Annotated in this window: 7 protein-coding genes; 1 reads left to right on the forward strand and 6 read right to left on the reverse strand. The window is 42.7% G+C overall.

Going from position 1 to position 13,848, the window contains the following annotated elements; all coding sequences use genetic code 11:
* Nucleotides 1-377: 377 nt before the first annotated feature.
* The 4 genes from EWE74_RS11520 to EWE74_RS11535 form a co-directional block, all read right to left on the reverse strand.
* Nucleotides 378-3,251 carry a glycoside hydrolase family 2 TIM barrel-domain containing protein gene (locus EWE74_RS11520; protein WP_130141695.1) on the reverse strand — a complete coding sequence of 958 codons (2,874 nt, stop codon included), beginning with the start codon at nt 3,249-3,251 and terminating at the stop codon, nt 378-380.
* A 90-nt stretch (nt 3,252-3,341) separates the two neighbouring features.
* The gene (locus EWE74_RS11525; protein ID WP_130141696.1) at nt 3,342-6,341 is read right to left on the reverse strand and encodes a glycoside hydrolase family 2 TIM barrel-domain containing protein; all 3,000 of its coding nucleotides are present in this window, start codon (nt 6,339-6,341) and stop codon (nt 3,342-3,344) included.
* 227 nt (nt 6,342-6,568) lie between these two features.
* The gene (locus EWE74_RS11530) at nt 6,569-7,795 is read right to left on the reverse strand and encodes a hypothetical protein (RefSeq protein WP_130141697.1); all 1,227 of its coding nucleotides are present in this window, start codon (nt 7,793-7,795) and stop codon (nt 6,569-6,571) included.
* A gap of 73 nt (nt 7,796-7,868) precedes the next feature.
* On the reverse strand, nt 7,869-10,631 hold the full coding sequence (locus EWE74_RS11535) for an exo-rhamnogalacturonan lyase family protein (protein WP_130141698.1): 2,763 nt from the start codon (nt 10,629-10,631) through the stop codon (nt 7,869-7,871).
* Between the two features lie 34 nt (nt 10,632-10,665).
* Between EWE74_RS11535 and EWE74_RS11540 the strand changes: the two genes are divergently transcribed.
* Nucleotides 10,666-11,361 carry a DUF6250 domain-containing protein gene (locus EWE74_RS11540; protein WP_130141699.1) on the forward strand — a complete coding sequence of 232 codons (696 nt, stop codon included), beginning with the start codon at nt 10,666-10,668 and terminating at the stop codon, nt 11,359-11,361.
* A gap of 110 nt (nt 11,362-11,471) precedes the next feature.
* Here EWE74_RS11540 and EWE74_RS11545 read toward each other — a convergent pair whose 3' ends face one another.
* Complete coding sequence (locus tag EWE74_RS11545; RefSeq protein WP_130141700.1) at nt 11,472-12,794, reverse strand: rhamnogalacturonan acetylesterase; 1,323 nt, start codon at nt 12,792-12,794, stop codon at nt 11,472-11,474.
* Nucleotides 12,795-12,889: 95 nt separating this feature from the next.
* The gene (locus tag EWE74_RS11550) at nt 12,890-13,843 is read right to left on the reverse strand and encodes a glycoside hydrolase family 43 protein (RefSeq protein ID WP_130141701.1); all 954 of its coding nucleotides are present in this window, start codon (nt 13,841-13,843) and stop codon (nt 12,890-12,892) included.
* Between the last annotated feature and the right edge of the window lie 5 nt (nt 13,844-13,848).

The following is a 13,848-nucleotide window of genomic DNA, read 5'->3' on the forward strand; positions in this document are numbered from 1 at the left end:
AATTATCGGTGTATACCATTCCTAGGCGGAAAGCATAGTTCCATCTACCATCATCTCACAGCGTCGACTAAATTCTATTTACTTATTCGGTTTTTTTGTATAGTTTTTTTTACTTCTTCTCAATTACTGTTTATCGTTAGTTTTTATGGTTATTTAATTATTTATATCAAATATATTACGAAGTCTTTGGAGCGGCAACCTGTGGCATCCTGCGCCCGATATTAATAAACCCATACAGATGTTGTCTGTGCATAAGCACTTAGACCCGCAAACCAACATACGATTCCTAATACAACCTGCATTTTCATCACTAACATCTTTTAATTATAACTCACTTCATCCTATTTTTTATTATCTCTCAGCGCTTTAATTACACTTTATTTTAAACTTATACCAAATTCACCAATAAACGGTTCGCCCGTATCAGTCAAAAGCAGGGGGAAAGAATCATCCGGTTTACGTCCTTTTTCAGGTTTACTAAGCACTTCCGACAGTATGTTTATTACATCCGGACTAGCAGCATTGTGCCCCATATAACCAACGTGCGAAATATGCACACCGCCTACACTACCCGAACGTTCTATCCAACGAGTAGCCTTTTTCCCAATAACATCAGCACTACCAGTTTCACCACCCCATACACCAAGAATCGGTGCAGAACGCTTATTCGGATAAGCGTTCCAAGGACCTAATCCGAGCCAGCGGATGTTATTCATTTCCGGCATTGTTTTCAACGACATTCCCACTATAGGAAGACTCGGGGCAAACACTTTCGGCAAAATTTCATAACGAACATTCAATCTTCCGTCCGTCGATATCGTGTATTGATAATCGGTGGTAAAGCTTGTCGTATCGTTCACTATATATTCAACTTTTGCGTCTATAGTGACCTTGTCGGCTTCCTCGCTGATATTCCAAGATTTCACCGACGGTGTGTTACGATTCATGTCCGGTATATAGCGTATCAATTTGTTACCGATAACACTTGCGGCACCGTGATCGGGCTTCTCCCATAAGGTGGGAGTCAATTCTGTAATCAACAAATTATGATGTAGCGCAGCAGACACAAGATGACCTGTCATCGGGTTGAATACATAACGTACGTTACCCACGTCTACGGTTGTCATTTCGTCTTTCGTCAACACGATATGTTCTTTCCCATCAAGCAGATTATCGGGAATATTCAACGGACAGAGCTCCACAGCTTTACGTGTGATTTCCTGTCCGTCAGCTCCCGTGAAAATAAACCATGCATAATACGTCTTACCCTGGGTAACACGTTTGATTTCTTTAATCGGTAGATCGAATACCCCTTCAGCATGAGGTTTTCCGTTGATTGTACTGGTACCGCTCGCTAACGTTTTATCGTCCTCACGGAGCGACCAGTCAATCTTAATATTATTCAAATCAGTGAAGTCAAAATCATTCTGAATCGGAATGCGCACAGTAGATTGACCGGGAGTGAATTCCATTTTATCCACGACAGGATAAACCTGCGCATAGACGGCTTTTACTTCCCAAAAATCTCGGGTTTTGTTTCGGTACGAATCCACAATTCCATCCCATCCGGCAGCATCAATCCGCATATATTTATCATCACGAACAATATTGTCATATTTTTTGTCAGGTCTGATGGTAGGTGTTTTTATCCCTTGATCTGCCCACATCCATATTGCACCGCCTGCTCCAGCGGGATGCCTCGTCAGCGCTTTCCATCTCGCTTCCAATCCTCCGAAACCTTCTGTTCCATAAGCGTGGGTATACTCCGTAGTAATGATAGGACGATTGGCTTGAGCAGCAAACGTATCATATTCATGAGGTTGCCAGTAGTGTGCAGAAAGAATATCAATCTCCTCGGGAAGCCAAGATTCGTGCCTCCAAGGAATCAAAACGGGTCTCGTGGAATCGAGCGCTTTAAGAACTTTTATTGATGTGAGGTGAAAACTTGTCAACGGATCCTCATTGCCTACAGACCAATAAACGATTGATGGACTATTTATATCGCGTGTAATCGTTTCATAGGTACGTACGAGGGCTGCATCCATGTAAGATGGGCCCTCACGTAGATGACCGGCGCCTCCTAAGGATACTTCGCTTCCCACGTACATCCCCAATTCATCACATAACTCTATAAAACCTTTCGCATGCGTATAATGGGCCGTCCGCACGTAATTGATATTGGCTTCTTTCATCTTCATAATATCTTCGAGCCAATGTTCATGCCTCGTAGCGCGTCCAACATCGGGATGTTCGTCATGGCGATTCACCCCCCGAAGTTTAACTGTCTGTCCGTTAATGCGAAACACGCCGCCTTCTGTGGATATCTCTCTGAATCCGATCTTTTCCACACGCGAATGTATCGCCTGATCATTTTCCAAAAGTTCCGCTTTCAATGTGTAGAGATAGGGGGTTTCCGCTGTCCAGTGCTTAGGAGATTCTACGCGGAAAGTCAGACTGATGTCTCGTCCTGTGGACGTGTGTGCCGGAACCTCTATAGTCCGCGCGGCGACTGAATTCCCCTCTTTATCAGAAAGTGTCAAACGGAGATGATAGGGTTCGCCAGGTGTTGGATAATTACCTGGAATCGTTTGTTTATTTCTATCGTTTACCATGACACGAACTTTCAAATCCGCATCATCATAATTTTTATCAAAAACGGTTTGTGTCGTCACTTGATCGAGCCAGCGGTTGCTAGGCATTGCTTCCAGCGTTACGTCACGATAGATACCGGCAAGTGTCCAGTCATCGAACGTGTCGAATTTATATTCTCGACTTACTTGTCGCACGCGAACGGCCAATACATTGGTACCTTTTTTTTTCAGCGCTCGACTGACGTCAAAAGCAAAAGATGTGTAGCCGCTATTGTGCTGTCCAAGATGCGTCCCGTTCAACCAGACCTCGGCTGAGGACCATACGCCTCCAAAGTGGAGCAGTACGCGTTTTTTATTCCAATCCGCTGGTATTTCAAATTCGCGAAGATAAAAACCTTCCGAACCTTTATCGTCGGGGTATCCTCGATACACGGGCTCTTCAAAGCCGAGAATTTCCCAGTTAGAAGGTACTGGAACCGATTGAAGCTTATTGCTTTTAAATCCCGGAACATAAAATTCCGAGAGACCTTCTGCCTCCTTATCGGTTTGGGCTAGGGCAAATCGCCATGTTCCGTTTAGGTTAATATTATTCTGCGCATAAACACAAAAGGTTGAATTTGCTATTAGCAATAGCAACAAAAGAAAAATACGTGTAGACATAAAATACTATAGGTTTATTTTTTATAATTTGATTCTATGATACCGAAATCCTAATCGGCATCATAGATGGCCTTAAATTCCATATGAACCCTATTGGTCGTAACTATGATAAAAAGGTTGAAATGCTTTCGTTATTTTTTTATTATCTCCAAAAAGATCATTTAAAACCGAAGGCCATGTTGTCGTGGAAAATGGAACAATGGTAAACATTCCCTTTATACCATCACTTTCTTTAAATGAATATAAATCTTGAGGCCATTCGTATTTATTAAACACACTGGATACATGCGCGTTATGGCTAACAACAATTCCTTTTTCAGTTCGCTCCACAGCTATATTGGCTTTATTGGCAATCAACGCAAAGCCATTTCCATGTACGTCTGTAAACACGGCACATTCGACATCCTGGCGGTTGCCCGCAAAATAAAGATCGTTACTATTCAAATGATAAACGCCAAATTCACTTAACCTATCCTTACCCGGATACGCCGCATAAGGTCCTTTTCCTATCCATTTAAATTCTGTAAACGAAGAGGGAATTACAAATGACAAACCCGTTTCCACCGCTTCTTCCTGACCCTTTGGCAATAAATTGTAATGAACATTAATGTATCCTCTATCAGAAAAATCATAGGTAATTTCTCCAGAAATCGCCCTATTTTCCATAGAATCCGGTTGATAAGTATAATTAACACGTAACTGTTCAGCATCGTGTCGTATCACCTTCACTTTCGGATCTGTCAATAAAAATGGATTCCATAATGTGTGTCGGATTTTAGATCTTCGAGATGTTGTTGTAGCATCCTGAGCCATGGATGGCTTACGCCCCACGCGTGCAAACATGCCGTCTGCGATCAGCAAAACTCCATTTCCATTCTTTAGTTGTGTTATTCCAGATTGTTCTTCAAATTCGAATTGGTAATCGTTTGATTCAACGGCATTCGCTTTAAGGATGGGCTTTGCATTTGGTGATCCAATCTTGTCGATCAAATCGACTGTACTTTTTTGTTGATACAGTGGATATGTTTTTTCATAAACTTGAAAATGTTCTTTATCTTCTACAGTTAATCTTAAATAATAAAATAATGCCGCAGGAGTTTCTGGTAAAGTTGTATTAATCGACGCTGTAATCGTTTCATGTGGGTTTCCTTTTAGAGGCACAATTCCTGAATTGATAATGGTTGTATCCGCGTAGAGTTCCCATTTAAATTTCACAGCTGCTAAATCTGTAAAATCATAACGGTTTTGTATTTTTATTTCAAAATTTTGGTTCCCACCTCTAAAGTATAATGTATCATCTAGTGCCTTTACGGGCGTATAAATTTTCCGCATCTGAAAAAAATCGGTCTGCGGTGTTCTATCTGCATAAACAATTCCGTCTGTTCCCTGATTTCCTCCAGTATCATATATCGTATTTTCATCTGTCCATACATAGATAGTAGACTCCCCTTTCGATATTTTATTTTGGGATTTTCTCAAAATTCCTTGATCAAAAAGCTTCCAAACAGCTCCTCCCGCCAATTTAGGTTCTATATACATCACTTCATAAATTTCCTCCGCCATTCCGAAATCCAGCCCCAGTGCGTGTGCATATTCGCTAGCGATCAGTGGTTGTTCAATTGTTTTTGCAAATTCTTTTATTTCAGATGGCTGCGGATAATGAAAATCAAGCATATCAATTGAATCAGGCAAGGCTTCCATCATATTTTTAAATACTGTTGGTGTTTGGGGGAAACAATACGGTCTCGTATCATCTAGCGATTTCACATATCTGCCGGTAATCAATCCAATTTCCGTCACGGGATTCTCATTACCAACACTCCAGATAATAACTGATGGTCTATTTTTATCTCGCCAAATAGTCGCTTTTGCTCTTGTCTTCAAGATCGGCAGATAACTCGTGTCGGTCAGCAATTCATCTCCGTATCCATAAGGTATCTCATTCATCACATAAAAACCCAGTGAATCGCATAATTCCAATAACCTAGGTTGTGGCGGATAATGTGCCGTGCGAATAAAATTAATGTTTCCTTTACGCATCAATTCTAAATCTTTTTTCATCTCCGACTCTGTTATCGCACGCCCGTTACTAGGCGTAAGATTATGATGATTGATTCCTTTTAATTTAATCGGGCTGCCATTCAATTTAAGAACACCGTTTGTCCAAGTTACTTCTCTTATGCCAATTCGTTCCGTATATTTCTGTAGAACGGCGTCATTATCCTTTAATAACAAACGGAGTGTGTAGAGATAGGGTGTTTCAGCAGTCCACAGTTTTGGATTTTCTACTTTTAATACACCGTTAACATATACGATATTAGATTTATTTTTTAACCCCTCGGGGGTTAAGATAAATTTTTCAATGACCGTTCCCGAAGCATCTAGTAATTCTCCTTGGATATTTAATTTTTTTGAAAATTTCACGTTTGAGATTTTCTCAATCTTAGCCGATATATCGATATTACTACTAGCCGGATTGACGCGCGTCTTAATAACTAAATCCTCTATATGCACAGGAGAAAGGGTAAATAACGTCACATCCCTATAAATTCCAGAAAGAGACCAATCGTCGTTCGTATCAAACTCCCAACCCTTAGGCTGTGTGATTACCTTCACCGCCAATGTATTTTCACCTCCTATATTCACATAAGGCGATATATCAAATGTCTGTAGATTAAAGGCACTCGCAAACTCACCTACATACTTTCCATTAACCCAAACCGTGTATCCGGTTTGGACACCACCGAACGCAATATAAATAGAATTGCCTTTCCAGTGCGTCGGGACATCAAATTGAGTTCGATAAAGACCTGTACCATTCTTGAGTTTTTTACCATATGTTGGTTCAGCAAAACCTTGTAGCTCCCAGTTGCTTGGAACATTAATTTTTGACCATGAATCGACATCATAATCCGGCTTGTAGAATAGCGAATCATCCGCTATGTCAGCGGAGGGAATATATTTGAAATACCACTTTCCATTCAAAGACTGCTTCGCGTCTTCTTCTGAAGGTATAAGTGTCTGCGCAAATAAACCACGAGAAAATGATGAACAAATAAAAATAATGAGTAACGAAATTTTCAATTTCATATCTGAATAACTTAACTAGGTAATATAATATGTTTTCTGTCTTCTAAGATAGTTTGGTCATATGGAATCGAACGAATCCAAGAGTGTCCAAAGTATATCCAATCTCATGGACAACACAAAACCCTTAAATACAACACATTAAATAAAACAGAATAGTTATTAGGTTTATATTTGGCAGGAAAAAATGTGAAAAAACTGTAGATAAAAAGAACTTCTTGATTCCTCCGTTAAAACTGGAAATACGTTTCGCCCTCTAGTGATTGTAAAGTGCATTTTTTTAAATAGCCATTCCCTTCAAATTCCATAAAAAGTCCTCTGAGCATACCAAGGGATTTTTCATATGTATCTTCAAAAATCTGTCGATCATTCACAAATAAGGTTACCCGTTTATCCTCATTTATCAACTTTACGGTATTCCAATTTTGCGTCTGGATTACAAATTCAGACAAGTTTGTCTTACTGCCTTCAAATACTTTTTCTCCCACTATATTTAGTACTCTAAAACTACAACCCGAATTAACAAATCTAAATCTGATGACTCCATCGGCACCAGTTATCTGAAACTGTGTACTATTACAATACAAACCTCCGTCCCTCGGTTTATTTTTAAAGGTCGTTTCAAACACAAAATTATCGGCCTCAGCATCTATATCCGTATAATTGCATATCCTTGTAAAAAAGGAGGTCGTGGTATCCAATCCCATTTTATGCATTTGCAAACTGGAGATATGGAATACACTATCTTTCGTTTTTTTTATAATGGGAAAAGCGTAATAGCGATCTGGCAATTCTCGTTGCCAATGGTATCCCAACGCTATCCAGCTGTTAGACGAGATGGAAACATCCTGGGAGGCCACCACCTTTTTTGATGCATATAACTTGGCGCGGAAAACATCCGGAAACAGGTAATTATGTGCTATCCGTTGACTCGTAGCCATATACTTCCTTGGGGATTTATCACCAAAATCAATAAAAACACTGTCTCTGGTGGAAGGAAGTGTCACCTCAAAAAAGACCGTTGCCGGCAGTTCTCCTTCCATTCCTATAATGGAGATTTTAGCTTGTGTTTCATCCGATGATTGCCAGAAATATCCAAAAGTAAAAACAGCAATCAGGATAATTACCAAACCAATAGATAATCTAACTACATTTAGTTTCAGAAATGGTTTTTGCACTGTAATTGGAGACTCATTTGAAAAGTTCATTTCTTCTGTCCCCTCATTACCATATGTTCTCAATGCGTCAATTGTTGCCCGTTGCGGAAAGTAATCTTCATCCACGTCGATCTTTCCAAAAATTCGTTTAAGTGTATTGGTACTTATGACAACGTTTGTAGAACGCCTTATTTCGCGACGCAAATCATCGTAATCACTGTGGCGCCACTCACTATAGCCCCCTCTATTAAAACGATATTCACATTTTTTAATAATAGCTATTAGTTCATCTCTCCTCATCAATGGAACATTTATTTGTAAATTTAACAAATAATTGCTGCGCGCAGACTTGATATTCTCGAAACTATAGATGCTAATCTTCTAACTCATGCCCCACATCCCCATCGATCGCATCGCCGGCAAACGCCAGACATTGCATCGCTGCCAAGCTCCATTGGGCAACCGCATTTGTAGACACCGGTGCCTCCTCCCGTTGGCTGAGTACTTCCGGAGGCCTAACAAGAACTACTGGTGGTATACCTAGTTTCATTCCCGCAGCACCGGCATAAAATTCCTTCCAAGCACGTTCCTTCAGTGCACGGTCTTTCAAAAACCAACCAGCATAGGCGGTAAGTTTGCTATGCCCCTGCCCTAGGTTGGGTGTTTTAAAGGTTTGATGAAGATGCTTTTTTTGCCAGGTTGCATCCGCATTATACCCCGCACAATATTGCAACCATGCTTTCGTAAATACTGGCACATCCAGCGAACCAATCAGTTCCGTACAGATTTCCGCCAAGCCAAACGCCGCACTGAGATGGGACACCCGAATATGCTGGTGCTTCACGCGTTCAAACATGCCGTTGTTCAAATCCATATTCGCCGAACTCGTAAAAAAACCATGAGGTTGGTTGCCAATGCTACGCATACTATTCAGCAAACGCTGTTTCACCTTTTCGTCACCCGTACGCTCCCATTCGGTAAACCAAGCGGATGCCAAAGCACCCCAATCTGTACCGAACGACATACTCACCTTGCTATCATCTTTGGCGGCTATTTGACCTACCTTGCGACCGGGCACAATTTGCTTGAGCGTATGTGCTGCTTCGATCTGTTCACGCATGAGGTCACCGATACGCTCATCAGCCGTGAGATAGTAAAGAAAACGTCGATTAATAACGGTGCTAATGCGCAGTTGCTTGGCACTGCATCCCCAATGCATAACATTATGTCGTGAACCCAAGGGAGAAAAACGTCCGATATGATGCACATCAACTTCGCCAGTGTGCCGTGTCATCGCCTCCGCCATGCGGAACACATCATGCCTACCTGAGCGCAGAAAATAATACCATAACCAAAGGTCCGTGGATAATTCAGAATTGTCCCATGCGTATCCACCTACATCATACCGCCATACGTGACGATCCTGATCATAATTATGCATCACATCACCATAGTTCCAAAACCCATACCATCGGTGTTGCTCAATTTGCTTTTTGTAATAATCGATATAAAATGCCAGCTGCGCTTCGATAGCTTTTTCGGCATTACTTTTAGGCGGACCAACAGTATATGCCCCACCAAACACGCCACTTTGCTGATAGTGGATGGGAGCGCACACCAGCAACGGCGGATCTTGGATATGTTTGGCCATGAGCGCGAGTTCTTCATGGGTTGGTGTACGGTCTACGATACAGATTTCAAGCTCGCTGGTTCGGGCTATTCCATAGGGTGTACCAAATCCGGGTTCGTAGTCCTCGTAAGTGATATCTAACCCCTCCAACTGCTTTTCGTAGGTATCTTGTCCCATGCCATCGTGGTAGAACCGGATATCCATGGCGGGAGCATCCGGTGCCCACATCCAGAGCGTGAGTTTAGCCGCATCGGTATGCGCGTGCCGAATGTCTATCTGTGCCGGAAAGCTTTGCCAAAAATTTCGAATACCAAATACAATCCCCCCATTAGCCCCACCGACATACCCACATCCAGCGGCACGTCGGCCGTGAGCGCAGGCCAACCATCCATGACCGGATGACGTTCGTTTACGGATTTCAAAACCATCTGGTGTAGATTGCGTGAGTGAATAGTCGCCAAAAGCAGGTATATAAGGTAAACCATTTGCCACACGGGAGTTGAATGTCGAAACCGGAGGAGCAGCCTTACCGGCAACCTGTGCATCACGAATTTCCTTTCCCGGATCGCGCCGTAAGCCCGTCAACCCCTTTACCGCCTCGCCAAACACCCCTCCATCCTCGGAACAGAATCGAATATGTCTGTCGTACAGGGCGTCTGTCATCGGCACCGTGAACTGCATCCCCAATCCATGGATGAAATCCTTGTATTCGTCTGCATCATACACTAACGTATGGACCATACGAATGGCAGCTGTATGGAGGTAACAATAAAATCGCACCGTAAACGGTAGCAGCTCACGCCCTGTATCCGAGTGGTGTATACCTGTTGTTTTGATGACCACGCGAACAGGCCCTTGATGCTCCACAACCGTCTCGTGGATTTCGCTCCGAAGTTCTTCGCTTAGCAGCGGTTCACCCATAGTCTGTTCCGGTAAGTTTTGCCACTGGAGTACCAATTGACCATCGGTAACGGTGGTTTGTTTACCTTGATGAATGGATCTGATTAAGATATTCCCCTTTTTGGAGAATACACATTGCATAGACCGCGTATCTACCTGAATTATATCGTCATCCTCCCTAACAGCAATTGCTTCATCTCCCGTATGGGATGAAGATCCTCCCTTACGCAAAACCAAGGCAGCTTTGCCATTTTCCTGATCCAATACAGCGGCGTGTGCCGACCATTTTACCGATCCGTCAGGCCACCGGGCCGTGACCCAATGTTGACTAGGTAGCGTGCCACCACCGGGGGCAACCAGTGTGAGCGCATTCGTTTCTTTCAGTTCTCCCTTACTCCACGGAACACCCCACGTCACACCTCGTGTTCTCTTGGGCGCATGTTCTCCCAACCAGTGTAAGTTTTTATCCTGTTGATATTGCCTATCCCCGGCGAATGCATGAAATGGGACTGAACCACTGAGAGGCAAGGTGGATGCCAATATGGCCGACTGCTTTAGAAAATGCCTTCTCGACTGCTGATAATGGTTTCTTTTTTGTGGGCTCATTACTGTTTTGGTATTTGTTTGTTATTTTTGTTCTATGAAATTTGTCTATACGATTCTCTTTCCTATTTGGGTAACCGTTATCCTCACAGCATGCCAAAGTCGTTCGACTAGCTCTGCTGAAACTGAGCTACTCTTCGAGGAGACCTTCGAAAATGGATTAGATAGTTCTCGGTGGGTAGTCGAGATTGAACCCAAACCAGACTCACGTGTTTACGTGGCTGACGGCAAACTTTGGCTGGATACTTATGGTGGAGTGACGGTATGGCTAAACTATCGGTTAGATGGGAATGTCGCCATTGAATACGATCGCACCGTGGTGATAGACACCGGTGCGAACGATCGGCTTTCAGACCTAAATCAGTTTTGGATGGCCACGGATCCAAAAAATGACAATTTGTTTTCCCGATCAGGTGTGTTTGAAAGCTATGATTCATTATCGTTATATTATGTGGGCATGGGCGGTAACACCAATACGACCACCCGTTTCCGAAAATATGAAGGCGATGGAACCAAACCCCTAATCTACGAACACGATAGCAGACTGGAATCCAACCGTACCTACCGTATCCGCACGGAAGTAATTAACGGCATCACCACTTTTTCGGTGGATGGTCAAGAGCTATTCCGTCATAGTGATCCGGATCCGTTAACATCAGGTTATTTCGGGTTTCGTTCTACGTATTCCCGCCAAGCGATTGACAACCTGCGCATCTATCAGCTCCATGATTAGCCCTCGGCATAATTCGCCGTAAAATTGCCATTATAAGTTTATTCTCTTACGAAGTTATCTTTTTGTCAAAACGGCAGCAACCTGTGGCGTCCTGCTTGGTAAAGTTCTTTTTAATTCCCATCCGGCTTCACATCACTGTTCTTAATACTCAGCGGCCATTCCCATAGCTGAGGTCTATCGGGTTTTATAGGATCGTAGTTTTTAAAGTCAATCATATGTTTGCGAATGTTTAAATGGTTGTCGATGATGCCTTGAAGCACCATCTTCGCAATTTGATAAGCGCCATACGTATTGAAGTGTGTATTGTCTTGCAGCGGTGCTGGTTGATCGGGAAATGTATTGGCAGCATAATGAACCAGTGCTTGCTTGGAGCCTTCCACCCCTAAGGTTTCATAGAATGTACGTGTCATTTTATTCAGATCGATCAAAGGGACCCTTAATTCCTGCGCAACCTTTCGGGCAGCATCGGGATAATCGCCTAATGTATATTGCAATGTACCGTTTGTATCAAAAGCGCGTCTAGCGGTAGAGGTTAAAATAACAGGCGTTCCGCCGACAGCACGAAATTCCTTAACAAACTGACGCATCCTTTCCGTATAGCCTTTATATGCACCTGCTTGCTCTCCTCTTTCTTTCTGATCGTTATGCCCGAATTCGATAAAAAGATAATCGCCGGGTTTGGCAACAGACAGAATTTTATCCAGCCGTTTGGAGGATAAAAATGAGCTTAATGCCAAACCGGATTCCGCATGGTTGGCTACGGCAATGTGTGCATCAAAAAATCGCGGAATCATCTGCCCCCACGATGCCCAAGGTTCGTGTTCTTGGTTCACGACAGTAGAGTTACCAGCTAGAAAAATGGTCGGCACATCATTTACCTGCTCCACGCGTATGTAGCTGATGTTGTTTGTATGCTGAAATTCTAAGGTAAGCTTATCATCCCAGTCTAATTTCTCCAATTCCCGTGGCTTTTTCAGGCTTACATATTCCCCCTCACGAATCCGTGCATCTTTTCTGTTGACGATAAAGCTTTTTTCTACGGTCTTATGCTGCCTAATCTCGACCTTCTCCAACTGTAAACGTCTCGATTCGGAGCGTACGGTACTCTTGAACGTGCTATCACGCAGACCTTGGTATCCAACGGTTACTTTATAGTTACCTTCGGGCACATCGACAGAGAAATAGAAGGGCTGTTTGCTAAACAAGGTATGGCTATCTTTCGATATGCTGACATGTTTTTCGGTACCATATTCAAATCCATACTGTCCGTTTTCCTCGTAAGGTTCAGCAGTTTGTATTACAGTGGAGCGATCGCTATATGCCTTGCCAAAACTGAATTCACTAAATTCATTGCTTATTTTTTGTGTAAATCCTTTACTACTGATAAACAGCAAACCTATATAGATGACAATGACGAAAATATTTTTTTGCATCTGATTCGATTTTGTTATTTGATTTATCGTTGGCATCCCCTAAGGTCGTATTTTGTCGCGTCGACGGCAACCTGTGGTCTCCTGTTTCAAGTGGCTTATTGCAATCCCTCCAAGATAGCCTCTGAGACAGCAAACGTAGTACCATGCCGTATTCCTTTGGGAAAAGAAACAGCATCAGAAACATCTTCCCAGTTTTTCATATCCTGGGAGCGCACCGCTCCGTATTTACGATCGGTATATTTATCAAAATATACATATACATAATCGTCTACGATCAAGGGAGCCGGACCTTCGGCCCAATAATCGCCTGTAATCGGAGCTGAAACGTTCGTCGGAAAGTCAAAAGGTTTATCATGAGATGTTACCCGGATATTTTTCTCCGGTGGTGCCGAGTTTTCGTTTTTCACAAAGAGATAATAGGTATTGTCTTTCTGGAGTATAGCACCGTCTATAACGCTAAATCCGGGCTCAAAAAACAACTTGGTTTCACTGAACGTCTTGAAATCTTTCGTTGTTACATAATATTGGCGATGGTTCAGTCCTTTTTCACTTTCGGATGTCGGTAATTCGGGAAACGCACCCGGAATAGTGGATGCCCAAAAAATATAAAACGTTTTGTCTTTACCATCATAAAACAACTCGGGTGCCCATGCGTTCCTAGCGCCTTCATATTTTTCCATTACCGGAATGTTGTGTTGTTCTGACCAGTTCTTCAGGTCCTTAGACGATGCATAGCCAATACCCTGATCCCACCAACCGGTGGTCCAGACCATGTGGAACGTTCCTGCATCATCCTGTACGATGCTCGGGTCCCGCATCAGTTTATCTTTTCCGATTTGCGGCTCTAAGATAACAGCATCCTTACATAATGCTTCCCATTGCAATCCATCACGGCTATAGGCCAGATGCAACCCATCGCCATTGCCTTTAAAATACGACATCAGATAGACATTTCTGTTGTCTCTTTCTGGATTTTCCTTACTGGTGTTTGGCGTACAAGAACAAAGATACCCTATCATAAGGCACATCAATCCAAATATTGGTTTCATTATTT

This window comes from Sphingobacterium corticibacterium (assembly GCF_004208525.1).
GTDB lineage: Bacteria > Bacteroidota > Bacteroidia > Sphingobacteriales > Sphingobacteriaceae > Sphingobacterium > Sphingobacterium corticibacterium.